The following is a 21,489-nucleotide window of genomic DNA, read 5'->3' on the forward strand; positions in this document are numbered from 1 at the left end:
GCTACCTTTGGTCGTCTAAAAATGATTATTTATGAAAATTTTTAAAATCTTAGCAGTATCTGCAATGGTGTTGGGAATGACATCTTGTATCAGCAAAAAACAGTATGATGCACTGAGCTCAAATTACAAACAATGTATTGAAAACGTAGGTGAAAGACAAAGAGAAATTCAGGATCTGAAGTCTCAGAACTCTGCTTTGACAAGCGAAAATAACTTATTGAAAAGCCAGCATGATGCTTTGAAGTCATCATTGGATGCATGTCTTTCCAATACAGGAAAAAGCTCGGCCAATATTGATAAGTTAGTAGGGGAGATCAACGCTTCAAATTCTTATATCAAGCAGTTGATTTCAAGCAATGCTAAAAACGACAGCCTGAACCTTGCTTTATCAAACAAGCTTAAAAGATCATTGGATAATGTAGCAGACGACGATGTTCAGGTGAAAGTTCTTAAAGGTGTGGTAATGATCTCACTTTCAGATAAAATGTTGTATAAAACAGGAGATTATAATATATTGCCTGCAGCACAGGAAGTATTGGGAAAAGTAGCTAAAGTAATCAATGACTACGACAAATATTCTGTACTGATCGAAGGGAACACCGATAATGCTCCTTTGAACTCTACAAACCTGCCAAGAGACAACTGGGATCTTTCTGCGCTTAGAGGAACTTCTGTTGCGAAGGTTTTACAGACCCAATTTGGTGTAGATCCTGCAAGAATCACTGCCGGAGGACGATCTGAATACAATCCTAAAGCCACCAACATGAGCGTTTCCGGAAGAGCTGAAAACAGAAGAACGGAAATCATCATCATGCCGAAGCTTGATGAATTTATGAAATTAATGGATATTACGCCGAAAAAATAATTAGAACAACATTCAATCAATACAATAAATCCCGAAGAAATTCGGGATTTATTTTTAATCAAATTAATTCTTCTTTTTTCAATAAGGAAATAATTCGCTGCAAAAATGAATTGGACGTTTCCGGCTTAGTTTTTTTCGGAGGCGCTGTTCTCTCTTCAGATCGTGTGCTTCTCTTTTTTTTCTCTTGATTAATTTGTTTTTCTCCTGCATCCATTTTAATTAGTGTTTTTACCCTGATCCAAATGTATAGCTATTCTGCCGACCGCAACATCCGTATTTTCACGGTAATTTTTCTACCGGTTTTACAGGACCAGAATATTTCTTATTCTTTACGCTTTTTGCTTATATTTAAGTAAATTTGAATCAACAAAATTTGTAGAATGAGCTTTTTTGAAGAAAAGAATCCGGAAATGGACAGATACCTGGAAACCCATGCTTCCAGAGAACCGGAAATCCTGAAAAAGTTGAGAAGAGAAACTTACCAGAAAACGACCCAGCCACACATGATTTCAGGCTACCAGCAGGGAAGGTTATTAACGATGATTTCCCAAATGATCAAACCTGAAAACATCCTGGAGATCGGTACCTTCACGGGGTATGCAACGCTTTGCCTGGCAGAAGGGCTTCCTGAAAATGGTAAAATAACGACGCTTGATGTAAATGAAGATCTGGCCTATTTACCTCGGAAATATTTTGCAGAAAGCGCACATTCTTCTCAGATCGATTTTAAACTCAGGGATGCGAAGGAATTTTTGAAAGAGACCGACGAAGTCTTTGACCTTGTTTTTATTGATGCAGACAAAGAAAATTATGCAGAATATTTCAGACTCATTAAACCGCGCACGAAATCCGGATCTGTTGTCATGTTCGATAACGTTCTCTGGTACGGTAAAGTGCTGGAAGAAAACCCAAAGCAGAAATCTACACAGGTTATTAAGGAATTAAATGATTTAATTGCTGCGGATGATGACTTTGAAAATCTTATTTTACCTTTGCGCGACGGGGTAAATTTTCTCAGAAGAAAATAAAAGTAAAAGGTTTAAAATTAAATAGTAAAAGATAAAGCAGTCTGATTTTTATCTTTAAATCATTCAATCGTTAATGGAAACAAATGGATAAAGGAATTTGTATTGTTACGGTAGCGCCGGTACGGGCAGAAAACTCTGACAAAGCGGAAATTGTCACAGAAATCCTGTTCGGTGAAGGTGCCGATATTCTTGAAGTAAATAAGAACTGGACCAAAATAAAGATGCATTACGATGGCTACGAAGGCTGGATGGATACCAAACAGCTGAAGCCGGTGACCGGAGAAGAGCTTGCCAGACGTAAAGTCACAGTGGTAACGGAAGACTTTTCTTCTGTACTCATGCATGACGGAAAAACGCTCCTTTCTATGGGATCCGAAGTCGAATTTCCGGTGGTGGCCTCGAGAAGAAGCCATGACGTACGGGAAAGCATTGCATTAACGGCAAAAGAGTTTCTCAATGTTCCCTATCTATGGGGTGGAAAAAGTTTCTTCGCGGTAGATTGCTCCGGGTTTACGCAGCTGGTGTACAAAGTTCACAATATAAAATTACCACGCGATACCTCACAGCAGGTAGAGGTCGGAGAATCTTTAACTTTTGTTGAAGAAAGCCAGCCTGGCGATCTTGCGTTTTTTGAAAATCCTGAAGGTAAAATCATTCATGTCGGGATCATGCTGGAGAACCAGAAAATCATTCATGCTTCCGGTAAAGTGCGTATCGATACGCTCGATTCGACCGGGATTTTTAACAAAGAAATGAACAAACATACTCACAAGCTGAGAGTGATTAAAAGTATATTGTAAATTTTAAAATTAATTTGAATGGAAAATATCCTTCTTTTGATTTTTGATATTTTAAATTTCGGGCTCCTCGTATTTCTATGGGGGTTTACCATAAAGCATTACAAAGCGTTGCCGGAAACCATTCCCATTCATTTTGATTTTGACGGAAAGGCCGATAATTTCGGAAACAAAAAATTTTTTTACCTGATGCCGGCCGTGCTGACGGTTTTATATTTTTTATTTGCATTGATTGTCAGAAGTCCGGAATCATCCAATTATCCCGTACCAATTACCGAAAAAAACGAGAACACTCAATTCCTGATCATGGGAATTTTCATACGCTGGCTTTTTCTTTTGATCACCCTGATTTTTTTCAACGGACAGGATCATATGTTTCGATCTTCACTGAATGGTATGGCAAAACCGAGAGTGGCTTTTTCAGTCACGCTGTTTTCAATAATCGGAAGTTTAATTGTTTTATTCATTTTTGTAGGTATTTTCAAATGATTAAGTCTAAAAATAACGCTGAAGATTATATTTGGGGAAACGGCTGTGACAGCTGGGTTCTGAAGGATTCTGAAAATCTTTCCGTTAAGCAGGAAATAATGCCTTCACGGACTGCCGAAAAGCTCCATTTTCATCATCATGCGGAACAGTTTTTTTACATTTTGAAAGGAAAGGCGGTTTTCTATATCAACGATGAAAAATTTTCTGTGAAAGCAGGTGAAAGTATTTCTATTTCACCAAAATCAAAACATTATATTTCTAATGAATCTGAGAATGATCTGGAATTTTTAGTCATTTCAAATCCTTCGACGAATAACGATAGAACGGAAGTTTAAAACGTACTTAAGATGACTTTTTTCTACAACCTATTTATAAATCTGCTGATCTTCGGAATGAAGGTTTTTTCTTTATTTAATGATAAAGCGAAAAAAGGAATTCTCGGCAGGAAAGAATCTTTGCAAAAAATAAGGACTGCATTTTCAAACTCTGATAAGGTAATCTGGATGCATGCAGCCAGCCTTGGGGAATATGAGCAGGGGCTTCCGGTGCTGGAAAAACTAAAGGAAAGGTTATCCGGTCATAAAGTCCTTGTTACTTTTTTTTCGCCTTCAGGATATGAAAATGTTGTAAAGAAAAAAAATATGGCAGACGTAATCTGCTACCTTCCATTTGATAAAAAGTCTCATATTACGGATTTTGTTTCCAGTATGAATGTCGATATCTTTTTTACGGTAAAATATGATTATTGGTACAATCTCCTCCAAGCACTAAAACAGAAAAACGTAAAAACGTATGTCATTTCAGCATTGTTCTATGAAAGACAGTCATTTTTTACCTCTTACGGCAAATGGTTTGTAAAACAGCTGCAACAAAATATCGACTGGTTTTTTCATCAGACCGATATGTCTTTTGCGCTTGCCAAAAGCGTAAGCCTTACCAGGTCTTCCGTAACCGGAGATACCAGGTTTGACAGGGTGAAACAGCTGCACGCTCAAAATAATCATATAGAATTTATTAAAAATTTTATCGGCCGGGACAAGGCTGTCGTTTTTGGAAGCTCATGGCAGGCGGAAGAAAAAATAGCCGAGGAAGTTTTACAGGGAAGTCCTTACGCAAAGCTTATCCTGGCTCCGCACGACCTTAAAAGGGTTCAGCACTTACAACAGATTTTTCCAGGTGCTATGCTTTATAGTGAAATTACAGAATCTACTCAGGATTTCCGGTCAAGGGTTTTGATTATTGACAGCATTGGATTACTGTCAAGGCTTTATTCTTATGCAGATATTGCCGTAGTGGGAGGCGGTTTTCACAGTGCCGGACTCCACAATATTCTGGAAGCCGCAACTTTTGGCGTTCCCGTCATTTTTGGAAACCACTACCGGAAAAATCCCGAAGCTGATGAACTGATCCTTGCAGATGGGGGTAAATCTTTTGAAACCGCCGGTCTTGCCGCAGATTTTGTGATGTTCCTGATCAATAACGAGGAAACACTCGGGATGATGTCACAGAACGCGCGGAAGTTTATCACTGAAAAACCCAATTCCACTGATTTGATTATCAGTAAAATATTATCGTAAAAATCCCTGGTTTTTTATTTCCTTAATGATCTGATCGAAGTTTTCGGGAATTTTGTCACTTGTAAGCCAATTGAAATCGATCCCGTTATTGATAAATAGTTTTGAAAGATAGTGGTTCTGATGAATTTTCCCATTCAATTCGTCAAGATATTCATCGATTTCCATCCAGTAGTCTGCATCCAGTTTTTTGGTGAGCAATAAAGCTTTCACTGTTTTATTGATGAGGTAGAGATAAAGTTTATAGACATTATCAAACCTCTGCCTGCCGAGATCTTCATTGTAATCAAGGATTTTATTGATCAACAGCAGATTGAGCGAAACTTCTCCGAACTTATCGGTCGTTATTTTAACATGTTCCGTGATTTCCGCACTGATCTTCCGGATTGTACTCAGGAAATATTTTTGATTGCTGATGTATTTTGAAGCCATTACCACTCTTTCTGCCACAATTTCCTCCATGGCGTCCCTTTTGTTGTCTGTGGTTTCAGGATCAATAAGTTCGAAGTATAATTTTTCAGATAAAAGCCGGTCTTTCTTTAACAACCTGAAGATCAGCCGGTCTTTCTCTATGGATGAAAAATTGCTTATAGCGGCTTTAAATTCTTTTGAATATTCCATTTTTTAAAATTAATTAAAAAATTTCGAATATTTTAAAAATCCGTTGAATGCCCAATTTGCGGTATAATACAATGACTTCACCGTGGAAAATCCCATAAAGTCTTTGTATACAAGATATTGATCCCTGATGATATTTTTCTTCTTTCGTGAAACGCTGTTTTCGCGCATCCTATACCGGGCAAGTGTTTTTTTTACGGGATAACCTTCAGGGATTTTCTTCAGCAGGTTCAGCCACATGACGTGGTCTTCGCGTTTGCTTTTTACAGGAAAGAAAAATTTGCCGACTCTCTTTGTATCGTACATTGTAGAAACCGGCGCCAGCCTGCAGGTCTTTAGTAAATTTGAAAAAGTAACAATGGCATCAGCCTCAAAATCTTTAAGTACCGGCTGCATCGTATGCTCATCACACCGCGAATAATTGCAGTAGACCAGTTCTGCCTTATGTTCTTTCATATAAGCAACCATCGTTTCGAGATATTCAGGATGCCATACATCGTCGGAGTCCAGAAAGGCAATATAGCGTCCCTTAGCTCTTTCAAGACTTTTATTACGGGCATTTCCCGCTCCGCCATTGTGTTCAAGGACCTGAATCTTTATTCTCGGATCCGGATATTGCTGTAAAATCTCCACGGTATGATCACTGGAAAGATCATCTGTGATCAGCCATTCCCAATTCTTGTAGGTCTGGTCAAGCACGCACTGTACTGTTTCTTCAATATATTCCGCAGAATTATATGAAGGAGTAATAATGGAAACAAGATCATTCATTTGTGTTTGTTTTATAAAAATTTTTTCTCGAAAAAATACCATGAACAAATCCCTACTAAAGCTACAATAAGCATGCAGAGCAAAGCCATAATGTAAGGATTGTAATCCCGGAAAAGCCCCAGGGTCGTAAAAACACGGATGATGGGGAAATGGAAGATATAAATTCCATAGGTGAAATCTCCGTATTTCCCGAAATTATTTAAGAATTTAAAAGAATAAGCGATATACAGAACAATAATGCCGATCATCACCGGCGAAAACAGAATCATGTTAAAAATCAGATCCATCCAGACTGTACTTATGGCGACGATAAAAAGTGCATTTTTATATCTGATGAAAAGATTAAAGTTAAAATAAATAAGCATTCCGGGAATAAAATAGGAAAGCGCGCCCGGAAGCTGTTTTGCGGTTGAAGTCTGATTGAGAGATTCAAAATAATTAAGATAGATTAGTGATAGAAAATAAATGACTATCAGGCTGATGTTCATGTATTTATTATTTTTTCTAAAGAGTAAAAATAGCAGCGGAACACAGAAGTAGTATGACATTTCTATTTTCAATGTCCAGAGGGCACCATTTATAGCCTGATTCCCAAAGACTCCCGGCAGCCATGGCGCTTTAAAGTTCAGAAAGAGACCGTTCCAGAAAAGATATTTGTAAACCTGTGGATTGCTGAAGTATTCTTTGAATGAATAAATGCTTACCAGGCTCAATAAACCCGCGGAGAGAAAAACCACCAGCAGATAGGCCGGAACAATTCTCCGTAAGCGTTTTTGTAAATAACTTTTTAAACCTGAGGATCTTTCATAGCTTCTGGCGATAAGAAAACCACTCACGACGAAAAAACCGAAAACGGCGATCTCTATCGGGCTGTACTGTAAGAATTTCAGCTCTTCGGAAGCACTTAAAGTCCCAAGATGGCCAAGGAAGACAATAAAGGCAAGCAGAACACGGATGAAATCAAAATTATTTTTCTTAATATCTACCATTTGTGTTGTTTTTGCAAAAATAGCTTTTTCAGGAATACAGTAATGATATCTTTTAAATATTTTTATTAAAACCACTGCATTACCTCGTTTTCACCTTACTATTTTTGGAAATATGTAAGTTTATAATAATTTCTTGCAAAAAATTATTAAATAAATCAAAAAAATTATAATTTTAGCGCTTGAAAAATTTGATACATGAAGAAATTAGCATTACTCTTTGCAGGTCTATCATTATTTGCAGCGACCGGATGTAATAACGACGACGAGACGCCAATGGAATATCCGATTGTAGGGACATGGCAGCCTATGAAAGTGGTTGTTACCACTGTACCTATAGGAGATGATCCTGTTTCGGACGCCATTACTTTCGATTCGAATTGCCAGAAAACATCAAGATGGGTATTTGCTGCGGCAGGTGCAGGAAAAAGAACGGATAACGGAGAAGGAACATCACCGGGAACCTGCCAGCCGGTTTTCGACAGAACCTTCAGCTATACCTACGACAAAGATACTAAGGCTATTCAGATCAAATACCAGGGAATCGTGGAAGCCGACAAAGGAAGTGTGATCACCCTTAATGACACAACCCTGAACATTAAAATCGAAGACACTTCAGATCCTACCGAATACCAGTCAAAAACGTATACTTTAAAAAGAATTCCTCAATAGTAAAGGTTTTCTTCTTATTGAAAACTTAAGATCTCATCTCCGGATGGGATTTTTGTTTTTGTTTATTTAATTCAAATTTAAATTCTATTTCTACTAAAATTAGTATTTTTGTGAAACATGAATTTTAGAGCAAAAATAAATTTTAATCTAATATCTAAAGTCTAACATCTAACATCTACATATACACGTGTTTTACGATCATCAGCAGATAGAAAAAAAGTGGCAGAAATACTGGGAAGAAAATCAAACCTATAAAACTTCCGACAGCACCGAAAAACCTAAATTTTACGTACTCGATATGTTTCCGTATCCCTCCGGAGCCGGCCTTCATGTGGGGCATCCTCTGGGATATATTGCATCTGATATTTATGCGAGATACAAAAGACACCAGGGATTCAATGTGCTGCATCCGGTAGGCTACGACAGCTTCGGACTTCCTGCTGAGCAGTATGCTATCCAGACCGGCCAGCATCCTGCCGTAACGACTGAACAGAATATCACAAGATACGAAGAGCAGCTTAGAAAAATAGGTTTCTCCTTCGACTGGAGCCGTGAGGTGAGAACTTCCGATCCTTCTTATTATAAATGGACCCAATGGATTTTTATTGAATTGTTCCATTCGTGGTATAATAAAGATACAGACCAGGCAGAACCGATTTCTACTTTGATTAAACGTTTTGGAGAGATAGGAACAGAAGGCTTAAATGCCAACCAGAATGATGAACTGCACTTCACCGCAGAAGAATGGAATGCTGCTTCTGAGATCGATAAAGAAGATATCCTTTTAAACTATCGCCTCGCCTACAGGGCAGAAACAACCGTAAACTGGTGTCCGGCATTAGGAACCGTACTCGCGAATGATGAGGTAAAAGACGGGAAATCCGAAAGAGGAGGCTATCCTGTTTTTCAAAAGAAAATGATGCAGTGGAGCATGAGGATTTCTGCCTATTCTGAAAGATTGCTTCAGGGATTGAAAAGTCTCGACTGGCCACAGCCATTGAAAGATTCCCAGGAATACTGGATCGGAAAGTCGCAGGGAGCACAGGTGAGTTTTGAAATCCTCACCCCAACCCTCTCCAAAGGAGAGGGAGCTGACAGCCTGGAAAATAAAAAGCCGGGTTATTTAACGGGAGGTCAAAATTCTAAAATTTTGTTACAGCATGCTAAAAATATGCGCCACGAAGCAACGGAGGGCGAAGATACGCTTTGGCAAATGCTTAGAAATAGAAAGCTCGAAAGTAAATTTAGAAGACAGCACTTAATAAAAGACTACATTGTTGATTTTGTTAGTCTTGAAAATAAATTGGTAATTGAAGTAGACGGAGGTTATCATTCTGAAGAACAGCAGGTTGAATACGATAATATAAGAACTCAATATCTTAACTCTTTTGGCTACGAAGTTTTGCGATTTTCAAATGAAGAAGTTCTTAATAATATAGAGGATGTTGTAGAACAGATAAAGCGAAAATTAGAAGAAAATAATCAACAATTTTCAGAATCTAAAAAGTCCCTCTCCTCGGGAGAGGGATTTAGGGAGAGGATTGAGGTGTTTACCACAAGACCTGATACGATTTTTGGAGCCACGTTCATGGTATTAGCGCCGGAAAATCCTTTGGTGGAAACAATTACCACACCAGAACAAAAAGCCGAAGTTGATGCATACATCGAAGAAACTTCCAAAAAAACGGAAAGAGATCGCATGGCAGATGTGAAGAACGTTTCAGGAGCTTTTACGGGAAGTTACGCGATCAATCCGTTCAGCAATGAAAAAATGCCGGTCTACATTTCAGATTATGTTTTGATGGGCTATGGGACGGGGGCTGTTATGGCCGTTCCAGCGCATGATGAGCGTGACCACAGATTTGCAAAGAAATTTAATTTACAGATAAAAAAGGTTGTAGAAACCGACGAAGACATTCAGGAAAAATCTTTTGATTCTAAAGATTCGGTATGTGTAAATTCTGATTTTCTAAACGGCTTGAAATATGACGAAGCAAAAGCTCTGATTATTTCTGCGATTGAAAAAAGAGGAATCGGGCACGGAACCACCAATTACAGGCAGCGTGACGCGATTTTCTCCAGACAAAGATATTGGGGTGAGCCGGTTCCTATATATTATAAGGATGGAATGCCTTACACCTTGCCGGTTTCCGCATTGCCTCTGGAACTTCCTGAAGTTGAAAAATACTTACCAACCGAAGACGGAGATCCGCCGTTGGGTAATGCCAAAACTTTTGCATGGGACGAAGCAAACCAAAAAGTTGTTGATACAAATCTGATCGACGAGGAAACGGTTTTCCCTTTAGAATTATCTACAATGCCGGGTTGGGCGGGAAGCTCATGGTATTTCTTACGATACATGGATCCACATGACGAAAATGTTTTTGTTAAAAAAGACCTTGCCGATTACTGGGGACAGGTTGATCTTTATATCGGGGGAAGCGAGCACGCAACCGGTCACTTACTGTATTCCCGTTTTTGGAATATGTTTTTAAAAGATAGAGGATATATCAGCCATAATGAGCCTTTCCAGAAGCTGATCAATCAGGGGATGATTTTGGGATATAGTGCTTTGATTTTTAGAATTGACGGAACTAATAAAATTGTTTCGAAAAATTTGGCCAAAGATTATACAACACAAAGGATACCTGTTGATATTTCAATGATAAAAGGGAATGATGAATTGGATGTTGAAGCTTTAAGAAACTGGCGACCTGAATTTAACGATGCTGAATTTATCCTTGAAGATGGTAAATATATTGTTGAAAGAGAAGTCGACAAAATGTCTAAAAGAACTCATAATGTAGTAAACCCGGATGATATCTGTGAAGAATACGGAGCAGACGGTTTAAGATTGTATGAAATGTTCCTCGGGCCACTGGAACAATCCAAGCCTTGGAACACGCAGGGACTAAGCGGTGTGTATGGATTCCTTAAAAAATTCTGGAATTTATATTTCAATGGCGAAGTTTTTGAAGTGTCAGATGAAGAGCCAACAAAAGCGGAATATAAAATTTTGCACACTTTGATAAAGAAGGTCGTTTATGATATTGAAAACTTCTCTTTCAATACGTCTGTATCATCATTTATGATCGCTGTAAACGAATTGCAAAAAATAAAATGCAACAAACGCAATATTTTGGAGCCTTTGGCCGTTATCATTTCTCCTTATGCGCCGCACATCTGTGAAGAGCTCTGGAGTCTGCTGGGCCATACCGCTTCTATTGAGTTTGAAAAATTCCCTGTTCTGAACGAGGATTATCTGGTAGAAGATGAGATCGAATATCCGATCAGTATTAATGGAAAAACGAAACATAAATTGCCGTTGTCTGCCCAGCTTTCCGCAAAAGAAGTAGAAGATCTGGTCTTGCAGGACGCAAAAGTACAGCAGTTTTTGGAGGGTAAAACACCGAAAAAAATCATTGTGGTACCGGGAAGAATTGTGAACATTGTAATTTAAATAAAAATTAACATTGGCAAATTAAAAAAAATGAAGGCTTAATTTTTTTAATTTTTTAACGTAATGATTAAATTTAACGATTATTGCCAAAAAAAGAGAAAATAATTATAATATCGAAATCGTATTAAAATTTTATTGCCAAAAAAAACAGAAATGTTTATTTGAGACTATTGGATTTTAATTAATTTTGCCTTTAATTTACACCCTGTAAAATTTTAAAACAATATAATTTAGTTAAATATGGAAATGAATGTTTCAAAAAATGATGAGCAAGTAGTTGCTAGAAAAGCGGGAGGTTTAAACCCAGCTGTTATTATTCCTATTATCTTAGCTATAGGAATTTGTATTTATTTATTCGTTTTGGGTAGCCCTGGAAATTTTAAAGATGCTGACAAATTAGGTGCAGGATCGGTAGCTTTTTCAGATGTTGAAGGAAAAGACATTCACCCAGATTCTTTCTTAGGAATTATCTACAAAGGAGGGGTTATCGTACCAATCTTGATTACTTTCATGTTAACCGTTATCGTGTTTTCAATTGAAAGAGCTTTGGTTTTAGGAAGAGCTGCAGGAAAAGGAAACTTGGATAACTTCGTAATTCAGGTAAGAAGTTTACTAAACCAAAACAAAATTGATGAAGCTTTAGAAGAGTGCGACAGACAACAGGGTTCTGTTGGTAACGTAGTAAAAGAAGGTCTTACGACTTACAAAGCTTTATCTCATGATACTACATTAAACAAAGAGCAGAAAATGGTAGCGCTTAACAAAGCCATCGAAGAAGCTACAACTCTTGAAATGCCAATGCTTGAGAAAAACATGATGATCCTTTCTACTTTAGGTACTGTTGCAACGTTAGTAGCACTTTTAGGTACGGTAATCGGGATGATCAAGGCGTTCTTCGCATTAGGATCAGGAGGAGGTACTCCGGATGCGGCTGCACTTTCTACAGGTATCTCTGAAGCCTTGATCAACACAGCTTTAGGTATCGGTACTTCAGCAATCGCTATCATCCTTTATAACTTCTTTACTTCTAAAATCGACGGATTAACTTACAAGATCGACGAGATCGCTATGAGTATCCAACAGTCTTTCGCTGAATTCAACTAAGAATTTTAGCAAAGAATTTGCATTAAGTAAAAAGAAGTCTAATTAAAAATCATTAATAATAATGGCGAGAGTCAAACCAAAAAGACATGGAGTAGTGACGGATATGACGGCAATGTGTGACGTTGCATTCCTCCTACTTACATTCTTTATCTTGACCACTCAGTTTAAAAAACCTGACGTGGAGCAGATTAAACCGCCATCTTCAATATCAGAGAAGTTACTTCCTGATGCAAGTTTGATGACCATCAACGCAACTGCGGACGGGAAATTCTATTTCCAGCCTGTAGAAAACGCATCAGAAAGATTACAGCTTTTGGACAATATGGGTAAAAAGTACGGCGTTACTTTTGACAATAAAGAAAAAGCTGCATTCCAGAAAGTACAGGCTATCGGCGTTCCTATGAACCAGCTGAAAAGCTACCTCGATTTGCCAGATGACGCGCAGAAGAATTTCAAGAGTCCTACAGGGATTCCTATGGATAGTACAAATAAGCAATTGGTAGACTGGGTAAAAGAAAGTTTAGCGGTAAATCCTGATTACAAATTGGCAATCAAAGGAGACGTTACAACAGAGTATCCAAAAGTAAAAAGCTTATTTGAAGGTTTAAGAGATATCGATTTTCTTAAATTTTGGTTGATTACATCACAAGAAGGTAAACCTAACGAATAATATCGATTAGAAATGGCAGAAGTACAAGTACAGGAAAAGGGCGCCAAAGGCGGCAAGGTACGTTCCAAGAAACAGAGTACCAGAGTCGATATGACTCCGATGGTGGACTTGGGTTTTCTATTGATTACCTTCTTTATGTTCACAACCACATTCTCTAAACCGAATGTGATGGATTTGGGTCTTCCGGCAAAACCGAAAGATGAAACTAAAAAACCACCTCCAACAGAAATTAAACTTTCTAACTCCATTTCTTTGTTATTGGGAAAAGACAATAAGATCTTCTGGCATCAGCAGGATAATACATCCTTAACCGATCAGAATCTTAACGAAACCACTTACGACAGAGAAGGAATCAGAAAAGTGATTGAGCAGGCAAAAGCAAGTGCGGCAGATAAATCCAAGTTTACCGTGATTATCAAACCGACTGACGATGCTGTATATAAAAACTTTGTAGATATTCTTGATGAAATGGCGATCACCAAAAGCGAACAGTACGGTGTTACTGATCTTAAGCCTTGGGAGAAAGCTATTTATGATAAGAAAGTTGGGAATTCCGGAGCTGCAGCAGCACCGGCTACTAAGTAATTTAAACCATAAAATTGTATATCTATGGCAAATGAAAATGTATACGAGCCGAATCTTACTTTAGATGAGATCGTATTTGAAAATAGAAACAAAGAATATGGTGCATACGATTTAAGACATCAGTATCCTAGGCTTCTGACAAAATCTTTCATCGTTGGAACAGCAGTATTCCTTGTTGCGGCATTGTCTCCTTTTATTTATCTTACCATTAAAAGATTAACTGAACCTCCTAAACAAGAAGTAAAGGCAGATTTAGTGGAAATCCTTCAGGAAGATAAAATTATTGAGCAGCCGAAAGAAGAAGAACCTCCTCCACCACCTCCACCAAAAGAGGAGGAGAAAATTGAAATTATTCAAAACGTGGTTCCTGAGCCTGTAAAAGCTCCGAAAATTGAAACGCCGCCGCCACCGATTTCCAAGCAGTTGGAAACAACAACCGGTTTGGTGAATCAGGAAGGGGTAAAAGCTCCGGCCTATACGCCACCACCGCCACCGCCATCAACGGGTACCAGAACTTCTACAGCTGAAGTTAAACCTCAGGTTAACGAAAACCAGGTTTATACGGAAGTAGAGCAGACAGCAGAATTCCCTGGAGGAATCAATGCTTTCAGAAATAAAGTATCCAGTAACTTTGACGGTTCTGCGATGAACGGAGATGAAGGTACGGTAAAAGCTGAAGTAACTTTCGTAGTTGAAAGAGATGGAAGCATCACCGACGTGAAGGCTTCGGGAGGTAATTCAGACTTCAATGCTGAAGCGATCAGAACAATTAAATCTATTAAAAATAAATGGACTCCTGCGAAAATCAACGGCCAGTCTGTACGTTATAGATTCAGATTGCCTCTGACTATGAATTTTGAAGGATAATTTATCTTTAAATAATAATTAAAAAAGAGAAGCTTATGCTTCTCTTTTTATTTTTTTTGGTATTTTTGTTACATGATGTTCAATTGGTTATCCCTTGTTACGGGATTATTCTATATCGTTTTGGGAATCGTAGTGATTCTTTACAAATTCTTCTTTACCGTTTTGGAACCCGGGGTAGCCTATGCGTTGGGCGGCCTGCTTATCCTGTACGGTATTTTCAGAATATACAGAGCGGTTTCAAAAATTAAAAATTCAGGCGATGAGAAATAGTTTTAAAGCTGTCATGCTGTTTTTGCTCAGTATAATAGCAGTTGCCTGTAATAAAGAAGAAAAATCCCCTTCTTATCATAAAGGTGAAATGACAATTCTTACGGACGAGTCCTTTAAAAGTGTGACAGAGGCTCTGGCAGAAGGGTATATGATCAACTATCCTGAAACCAGGATTAAAGTTGTGACAAAAAAGGAAGATCTCGGTTTCCTGGATCTTCTAAAAGACAAAGCCAGAATTATTGTAATGTCAAGAGATCTGTCTCCCGAGGAAATCAAAACCTATGAAGAACATGTAGAACTCAAATTTCTGCCGGCAAGATTCGCTGCCGATGCCGTTATCTTTGTCGTTCCGAAAGATTCTCCGAAAGAAAGTATTTCCATGGAAGAAATAGAGCAGGTAATGCGGTCTGAGGAAAAGAATTTCATATTCGACGGAGTAAACTCCAGCAACCTGAATTTTGTTGCCCAAAAACTGAAGAAACAGCCTAAAGATCTGAAATTTTCAATTATTCCCGGGAACAAAAATATTATTGAAGAATTAAAGAAATATCCTGAAAAAATTGGCGTTATTGGTCTTAACACATTCAGCAGACCTTACGACAAAGAATCTGAAGAATTAAGAAATATGGTGAAAATACTTTCTGTGGAAAGTAATGGGAAAATGTATACCACTGATTCTGAAAACCTGCGCAAAATGAACTATCCCTTCACCAGGGTTTTGTATTTTTTAACAAATGAAGGAAATTTCAATATAGCCAATGGCTTTATAAGATATTCCTGCACACAGCTGGGACAGATGATCGTTCAGAAGGAAGGTTTGCAGCCGTACAATCTGTATAGAAGAGAAGTACAAATGCGTTAAAATATATTAAATTAAGATGTTGACAAAAAATAAATCATTATTTTGGTCTGAAAATTGTGGAGAATTTAAACTGAAATTTAGTTTTAGAAAATATAAAATGAGAGATATAATGAATTTGAATGTAAAGAAGATTGCTTTTGGAGCAGCAGTGGTATTTTTTACCAATTTTGCGTTTGCGCAAACCGTACAGGATGGAATCAACAGTATGGACAGTGACAAATTTGCCCAGGCAAAAACTAATTTTACGAATATGATTTCTTCAGCTCCGACAGCTGAGAATTATTTTTACTTAGGAAATACTTATTTAAAGCAGGGAGAACCTGATTATGCAGCCGCTACGGAAAATTTCAACAAAGGCCTGGCTGCGGATAAGAAAAGTTATTTAAATAAGATCGGTCTGGCTACTGTAAAGCTTGGAAAAGGAGATAAAAATGCAGTTACCGAAATCCAGAGTATTGTTTCTGATTCAAGAGAGAAAGATGCCGAAGTATTGTTCAGAGCAGCAGAAGCATTAACTTTATTTGAAAAGAATAACTCTCCCGACTTAGCAATCCAGTATTTGAATAAAGCCATTGAAAGAGCTTCGAAGAAAGAAGTTCCAGCACATTACTATTATACTTTGGGAGATGCTTACCGGTTGAAAAGAATGCCTGGTGAAGCAATGAGTGCTTACGACAAGGCGCTTCCTTTAGCCAAAAACAAGGCATCTGTTTATACAAGAATAGGAACTTTATGGATGGCGGCACAACAATGGCAACAGGCTAAAACAAGCATCGATAAAGCTATTGCTACAGACCCTACCTATGCTCCTGCTTACAAAGCTTTAGCTGCTTATGACATCCGTTATCAGCAAAATGCAAAAGCGACTCAGGACCTTATCAATTATACCAAATATGCGGATGAGGATCCATATACTCAATTGGAAATTGCTAAACTTTATTTCACCAATGAAGATTATGCAAACTCTAAGCAGGTCCTGGATAAGATTTTTGATAAAATAAATGATCCGATTAAGTTCAAATTAAGAGCTTACCAGTTATATGCTGACGGTAAATATGCTGAAGCAAAGCAGAATATGGATAATTTTGTTTCACAGGCAGAAAAATCCCGAGTACAGCCTGCAGACCAGGGATTACAAGGTCTTATTGCTGCCGGATTAGCTAAAACAGAAACAGATTCTGCTAAAAAGACAGCATTGACTACCGAAGCACAACAGAAAATTGCTATTGCCAAGGCTGCTAAAGATGAAACCATGAAATGGGATATGGAATTGGCTAAAATCTCAGGCGGAGGTGCTTCTCAGGCTGATGTAGACGCGGGACCTACGAATCCTGTTATCGAAGGTTTGAAACAGAAAGTAGCAGCAAATGCTCAGGATACCGATTCTTTGTTTAAATTGGCTACTGCTTACCAGGAAGCAAAAAACTGGAACGGAGCTATCCAGACATGGCAGAAAATGAATACACTTCTTCCTGACTGGGCGCCAGGCTATTACAGCTTAGGATATTCTTATCAGCAGGCTGGAAACAATGATGCGGCAAAAGTTGCTTATGAGAAATTCATCAATACGGTAAAACCTGAAGAAAAAGAAGCTAACAAGCAAACACTTGCATACGCATATTTTGCGGTGGCCTATTTAAGCAAAGATGCTGATATGGCTAAAGCGAAGGATTATGTTGCGAAATCATTGCAGCTGGATCCTACTTATCAGGATGCTGTTAAGCTTAACGCTGAAATTAATAAATAATTTAAATTTTAAATTATAAGTATACAACTTCCCGGACATTATGTTTGGGAAGTTTTTCTTTTAAATCTTATCTTTGAAGGTATGAAAACAGATATATTAGCTTTTGGTGCTCATCCTGATGATGTTGAGCTTGGATGCGGCGGAACGATAGCGAAAATGGTCTATGAAGGAAAAGTTTGTGCCATTGTTGATCTTACACGCGGGGAGCTGGGCACAAGAGGAACTGAAGAAACAAGAAAGTCCGAGGCTGCCGATTCTGCTAAGATTCTCGGTGTGGCAGCAAGAGAAAATTTAGCCATGAAAGATGGTTTTCTTGAAAACTCTGAGGAGTATCAGATGAGGATTGTAAAAATGATCCGCAAATACCGCCCGGAAATTGTTTTAGCCAATGCAATTGATGACAGACATCCGGATCATGCAAAAGGTGCGAAATTAGTATCTGATGCGTGCTTTTTAGCAGGGCTAAGGAAAATTGAAACGGTTCTCGAAGGTGAAAACCAGGACATCTGGCGGCCAAAGCATGTTTTTCACTACATACAATGGAAAAATATAGAACCTGAATTTGTTATTGATATCAGTGAACACCTGGATAAAAAAATTGCAGCGTGCATGGCTTTTAAAACTCAATTCTATGATCCTGCCTCGAAAGAACCGGAAACGCCGATTACGTCAAAAGACTTTTTTGAAAGTTTAACGTACCGTGCTCAGGATTTAGGGCGATTATCCGGAGTGACTTATGCTGAGGGATTTACGTCTGAGAAGTTAATGGCGCTGAAAAATTTTGACGGAATTGTTTGGTAGTTAAAAAATCTTTCCTATATTTGCACTCACAAAACGGTGATTGTAGCTCAGTTGGTTAGAGCGTCGGATTGTGGTTCCGAAGGTCGTGGGTTCGAGACCCATCATTCACCCAAAATTAGGGATCCCGCTTATTTTTTAAGCGGGATTTTTTATGGGCTGTTTCTTATGGTGGTGAATTTCATTTGTCCTTAATTCGTTTTAAAATTTATCCTTTTAACAATTTCTTTGGAGTAAATTTTCTTGATGTTACGCGTTTCAAATGGCTTTATAAGTCCATTGCCGGAAGGATCGGAAACATAGGTGCTGAAAATTAAAGTGTATTTTTCCTCTTGCCATGGTTTATCCGGTACAAAATACCATTCCGTGTCATCTTTTCCTGGGACCAGTTCTCCTTCAATATTCAGATTTGTTTTGTATGTGCTTACAGAAATTCCGCCAAGGATCGAATAAAGGTCCATGGTCCTGCTGAATACGATTTTGAGTTTTTCTCTGGTATTTTTTTTGAGTTTATTGATTTTATTGCTTAGGATTTTTGGGCAGCTTGTTTCAGCTTCAATAATTTTGAATTCTTTGATAAAAGGCTTTACTTTTGCGTTTTTGTATAATGGTTTTACTTTATCTGTGATCTCCAGATAATACTTTTTTCCTACATCAAAAATGTCACCCAAATTGTCATAATAGGATATTCCGCTTTTTACTCTTCCGGGATGTATCATCAGCATTAAAATTTTATTATTGACCCATCGGCTTTTATTAAGCCAGACATTAGGAAGTATTTCATCATTTTCATTATACAAATTGATAAACCTGAAAGCAGCTTCATCCTCCATCATAGGTTCTGAAAATTCAACATAGAGAGTTAGTATATTCTTTGGAATTTCATGACTTCTTGGAAAGATATCTTTTATTACAACCTCTTTGTTGATGTTAAGACTGATGGATGGAGTTTTGTAGAAACTTTTTACGGTATCATTTTTATTATAAAAGTGAGCACTAAACGCAAGTCCGTCACCCAGTTCAAACTGAGGTTCAAAAAATAAAGTGTCTTCTGTTACAGAATAATTTCCCAGAAGTGGTGTTTCAGATTCCTTCCCTTCCTGAATCATAAAAATTTTTAAAATGTCTGATGGCTGCCTGTCATCTCTATAAACGGGAAAAACTTTAAACAACGGTTTATAGGGCTTTTTAGCATCAATAAAAATTTGTTGCGAACAGCCGTGGCTGTATAATAAGATAAAGAAGAATACAAGAAGACACATTAAATTAATTTTAGTTATTTCTTTCATCGGTAAAATTTTACATTAAAGAATAATGTGCGGACTTTTGATCCGCACACTAACTTTAGAAGGTTTTTGTTGTTATTTTTTTATGAAAGATTTAGAACCAACATCTCTTCCATTGTTGCTGATTTTTAGCAGGTAATTTCCAGATTGTAAATCTGAAATTGGGATTATCCTGTTATTTGAATCGATGATTTGTTTTTTAATCAGTTTTCCGTCATAACTGTATAGTGAAGCTTCTGTATTTCTATACAATTGATCATCATAATAAATATGCAGTACATCCGATGCCGGATTTGGAGAAAGCTCGAATTTGATACTTTTAGCATTTTGCTCATCTACATTTAAGGCGGCTGTACAGACACTGAGTTTTCCTAATGTCTGATAGTCTGCAGACAGGGTCATAATCTCACATGGTGAATAATAAGCCATGGAAGAAAAATTACCGGCGAAACTCGTCATCTCTTCAGTGGTTAGATTTGAGTTGATATTACCAATAGGATCTCTCAGCTCAACAGCATTGCTGTTATAAGTATTGTTTGTAAAAGGGGTGCCGTCAAGAAATCTTTACCCGATTCTGTAAATGGTATTAGATGTTGTATTATTATGAAGATCCAGTAAATATGCTTCCATTCCGTTATTAATTGCGATTGTTTTGATAGAATAATCAGAAACTACATTAAAGGATTCTCTTACCGTAAATAGACCGGAGTTGCCGACCAATGAAGATACGGGTTCCGAAAAGCCCGGCGCGCAGGTTGTCGTACCACATAAATATTCTACATTATTAATTTTTAAATAATTAAGATTTTCTAATGGTGCGGATGTATAATAGTTATTGGCCCAATTGGATTTAAACATCGTAGTAGACCTCTTTGTAATCGTTGTATTATGGGTAAAAGGTGCTGAGATATACCCAACCTCACCTCTTAACGTATTATGATTACTGGAAACAAAAAGCCTGTTGCCTCCCCAGGCTATATCCTGAAAGGCGCAATTTGCATTCGTAAAGTTTAACGTACAATATGGCATTGTATTAAAATTCAATGCAGTGATCGTATTTCCTGCATTTGTCAGTTTCACAAAATAAGGGGTTGTATTTACCATTGCCATGATATAAACAGAATTAGTAATAGGATTCACTTCAATATTTTTTATTGAAGTAACGGTCTGTCCGATGGCAGCTCCGATTCTTGTCTTTACATTACCGGAAGTTGTGGCAATAGTATTAGCCGCTTTATCTGCTGGATTATTGTCATTCACATCAACAATAAATACTTTTCCGCTGGCATTATGGGTTGCGACCAGTGCGACACTGCTGCCATCACTGATAAGTTTAAAATTTGTAATGGTTCCGGAAGTAATCATATTTCCTGTCTGAGGAGATACCATTAGAGAATTTTGGGCAAAGCAGAATGCAGATGCCAGAATAAAAAGGGATAATTTTTTTTTCATGTATTTATATTTATAAGGTTAAAATTATTTCATGGAATTTTTGTTATGGTTGATTGTATTAATGCTATTGTTTGTTTAAGTTGTTATTCTGCTGTAATTAGTTTTTTTTTGGTTTAAATTTTTCATTTTCAATGGGTTGGGTGTTTGTTTTTAATTTACGATGATATTAAATTTTTTTCAGAATAGCAAAATATTTAACAAAAATAAAAGGTAATTTAAATTAAAATATCCTTTTACTCCAGTTTATCAAATCTATAGAATGAGTGCGGTCTACTAATTTTCGTCAACCTTTTGAAAGTCCACAGGAAAATTATATTTTTGCAGTCAACAACATAACAAATCATTGCTAATGTTGTCTTATCCGAAATAAAACTAAATTAAATCATGAATTACACTACACTGTATTCTATTCTACAAAGAATTCGTCAAAATGAAATTGTTTTCGACAGATAAAGTCTCATTAAAATCCTTTAATATTTCTTAAAGATGTTGATGGTGCAATCGACAACCTTATTTGATTACTACTTTAATCAGATAAAATTTTGGCGATTTCAAAAGAAATTTTCAAATAAATGGAGTTCAGGAACC

23 protein-coding genes and 1 tRNA gene are annotated in these 21,489 nt (G+C 37.4%); 17 read left to right on the plus strand and 7 right to left on the minus strand.

Annotated features, from left to right (window positions below):
- The first annotated feature begins 31 nt into the window (after window positions 1-31).
- Complete coding sequence (locus tag AC0N32_RS18360; RefSeq protein WP_476395295.1) at window positions 32-865, plus strand: OmpA family protein; 834 nt, start codon at window positions 32-34, stop codon at window positions 863-865.
- A gap of 58 nt (window positions 866-923) precedes the next feature.
- Here the strand turns inward: AC0N32_RS18360 and AC0N32_RS18365 are convergent, their stop codons facing one another.
- Entirely contained in the window at window positions 924-1,079 is a 156-nt protein-coding gene (locus tag AC0N32_RS18365; RefSeq protein ID WP_476395296.1) for a hypothetical protein, read from the minus strand.
- 166 nt (window positions 1,080-1,245) lie between these two features.
- Here AC0N32_RS18365 and AC0N32_RS18370 point away from each other — a divergent pair, with 166 nt between their 5' ends.
- The 5 genes from AC0N32_RS18370 (at window position 1,246) to AC0N32_RS18390 (ending at window position 4,756) form a co-directional block, all read left to right on the plus strand.
- Entirely contained in the window at window positions 1,246-1,893 is a 648-nt protein-coding gene (locus AC0N32_RS18370; protein WP_476395297.1) for an O-methyltransferase, read from the plus strand.
- An 83-nt stretch (window positions 1,894-1,976) separates the two neighbouring features.
- The gene (locus AC0N32_RS18375) at window positions 1,977-2,693 is read left to right on the plus strand and encodes a C40 family peptidase (RefSeq protein ID WP_476395298.1); all 717 of its coding nucleotides are present in this window, start codon (window positions 1,977-1,979) and stop codon (window positions 2,691-2,693) included.
- A gap of 18 nt (window positions 2,694-2,711) precedes the next feature.
- A complete protein-coding gene (locus AC0N32_RS18380) occupies window positions 2,712-3,179 on the plus strand; it encodes a DUF1648 domain-containing protein (protein WP_476395299.1) in 468 nt (155 codons plus the stop codon).
- Entirely contained in the window at window positions 3,176-3,514 is a 339-nt protein-coding gene (locus AC0N32_RS18385; RefSeq protein ID WP_476395300.1) for a cupin domain-containing protein, read from the plus strand. The genes AC0N32_RS18380 and AC0N32_RS18385 overlap by 4 nt, the downstream gene beginning before the upstream one ends.
- A gap of 12 nt (window positions 3,515-3,526) precedes the next feature.
- The gene (locus AC0N32_RS18390) at window positions 3,527-4,756 is read left to right on the plus strand and encodes a 3-deoxy-D-manno-octulosonic acid transferase (protein WP_476395301.1); all 1,230 of its coding nucleotides are present in this window, start codon (window positions 3,527-3,529) and stop codon (window positions 4,754-4,756) included.
- On the opposite strand, the gene AC0N32_RS18395 is transcribed toward AC0N32_RS18390, so the two are convergent.
- The 3 genes from AC0N32_RS18395 to AC0N32_RS18405 are packed head-to-tail and all read right to left on the minus strand — an operon-like array spanning window position 4,748 to window position 7,131.
- Window positions 4,748-5,374, minus strand: coding sequence for a deoxyuridine 5'-triphosphate nucleotidohydrolase (locus AC0N32_RS18395; RefSeq protein ID WP_476395302.1), 627 nt, complete (start codon window positions 5,372-5,374; stop codon window positions 4,748-4,750). The genes AC0N32_RS18390 and AC0N32_RS18395 overlap by 9 nt on opposite strands.
- 9 nt (window positions 5,375-5,383) lie before the next feature.
- Window positions 5,384-6,142 (minus strand): glycosyltransferase family 2 protein, encoded by a 759-nt coding sequence (locus AC0N32_RS18400; protein ID WP_476395303.1) that lies wholly within the window; start codon window positions 6,140-6,142, stop codon window positions 5,384-5,386.
- 11 nt (window positions 6,143-6,153) lie between these two features.
- Window positions 6,154-7,131, minus strand: coding sequence for an acyltransferase family protein (locus tag AC0N32_RS18405; protein ID WP_476395304.1), 978 nt, complete (start codon window positions 7,129-7,131; stop codon window positions 6,154-6,156).
- 195 nt (window positions 7,132-7,326) lie between these two features.
- Between AC0N32_RS18405 and AC0N32_RS18410 the strand changes: the two genes are divergently transcribed.
- From AC0N32_RS18410 to AC0N32_RS18460, 11 genes are all read left to right on the plus strand, one after another.
- Window positions 7,327-7,800, plus strand: coding sequence for a lipocalin family protein (locus AC0N32_RS18410; protein ID WP_476395305.1), 474 nt, complete (start codon window positions 7,327-7,329; stop codon window positions 7,798-7,800).
- A gap of 187 nt (window positions 7,801-7,987) precedes the next feature.
- Window positions 7,988-11,260 (plus strand): leucine--tRNA ligase, encoded by a 3,273-nt coding sequence (leuS, locus tag AC0N32_RS18415; protein WP_476395306.1) that lies wholly within the window; start codon window positions 7,988-7,990, stop codon window positions 11,258-11,260.
- 240 nt (window positions 11,261-11,500) lie between these two features.
- Window positions 11,501-12,364, plus strand: coding sequence for a MotA/TolQ/ExbB proton channel family protein (locus tag AC0N32_RS18420; protein ID WP_248388582.1), 864 nt, complete (start codon window positions 11,501-11,503; stop codon window positions 12,362-12,364).
- A 61-nt stretch (window positions 12,365-12,425) separates the two neighbouring features.
- Complete coding sequence (locus AC0N32_RS18425) at window positions 12,426-13,034, plus strand: ExbD/TolR family protein (protein ID WP_476395307.1); 609 nt, start codon at window positions 12,426-12,428, stop codon at window positions 13,032-13,034.
- Between the two features lie 12 nt (window positions 13,035-13,046).
- Window positions 13,047-13,619: an ExbD/TolR family protein gene (locus tag AC0N32_RS18430; protein WP_476395308.1), complete on the plus strand. Its 573-nt coding sequence runs from the start codon at window positions 13,047-13,049 to the stop codon at window positions 13,617-13,619.
- Window positions 13,620-13,643: 24 nt separating this feature from the next.
- Window positions 13,644-14,486 carry an energy transducer TonB gene (locus tag AC0N32_RS18435; protein ID WP_476395309.1) on the plus strand — a complete coding sequence of 281 codons (843 nt, stop codon included), beginning with the start codon at window positions 13,644-13,646 and terminating at the stop codon, window positions 14,484-14,486.
- Between the two features lie 72 nt (window positions 14,487-14,558).
- Window positions 14,559-14,756, plus strand: a complete 198-nt coding sequence (locus tag AC0N32_RS18440; RefSeq protein ID WP_476395310.1) for a C4-dicarboxylate ABC transporter — start codon at window positions 14,559-14,561, stop codon at window positions 14,754-14,756.
- Window positions 14,746-15,618, plus strand: coding sequence for a PstS family phosphate ABC transporter substrate-binding protein (locus AC0N32_RS18445; RefSeq protein ID WP_476395311.1), 873 nt, complete (start codon window positions 14,746-14,748; stop codon window positions 15,616-15,618). Before AC0N32_RS18440 ends, AC0N32_RS18445 begins: the two co-directional genes overlap by 11 nt.
- Window positions 15,619-15,715: 97 nt before the next feature.
- Window positions 15,716-17,365 carry a tetratricopeptide repeat protein gene (locus tag AC0N32_RS18450; protein ID WP_476395312.1) on the plus strand — a complete coding sequence of 550 codons (1,650 nt, stop codon included), beginning with the start codon at window positions 15,716-15,718 and terminating at the stop codon, window positions 17,363-17,365.
- A gap of 81 nt (window positions 17,366-17,446) precedes the next feature.
- Complete coding sequence (gene bshB1, locus AC0N32_RS18455; protein ID WP_476395313.1) at window positions 17,447-18,166, plus strand: bacillithiol biosynthesis deacetylase BshB1; 720 nt, start codon at window positions 17,447-17,449, stop codon at window positions 18,164-18,166.
- Window positions 18,167-18,201: 35 nt separating this feature from the next.
- Window positions 18,202-18,277, plus strand: a tRNA-His gene (locus tag AC0N32_RS18460).
- 77 nt (window positions 18,278-18,354) lie between these two features.
- On the opposite strand, the gene AC0N32_RS18465 is transcribed toward AC0N32_RS18460, so the two are convergent.
- The 3 genes from AC0N32_RS18465 to AC0N32_RS18475 all read right to left on the minus strand — a co-directional run bounded on the left by AC0N32_RS18465 (window position 18,355) and on the right by AC0N32_RS18475 (window position 20,901).
- The gene (locus AC0N32_RS18465) at window positions 18,355-19,452 is read right to left on the minus strand and encodes a hypothetical protein (protein ID WP_476395314.1); all 1,098 of its coding nucleotides are present in this window, start codon (window positions 19,450-19,452) and stop codon (window positions 18,355-18,357) included.
- 72 nt (window positions 19,453-19,524) lie between these two features.
- Entirely contained in the window at window positions 19,525-19,908 is a 384-nt protein-coding gene (locus tag AC0N32_RS18470; protein WP_476395315.1) for a T9SS type A sorting domain-containing protein, read from the minus strand.
- Between the two features lie 105 nt (window positions 19,909-20,013).
- Window positions 20,014-20,901: a hypothetical protein gene (locus AC0N32_RS18475; RefSeq protein WP_476395316.1), complete on the minus strand. Its 888-nt coding sequence runs from the start codon at window positions 20,899-20,901 to the stop codon at window positions 20,014-20,016.
- Window positions 20,902-21,489: the final 588 nt, after the last annotated feature.

It is taken from the genome of Chryseobacterium endophyticum (assembly GCF_056333165.1).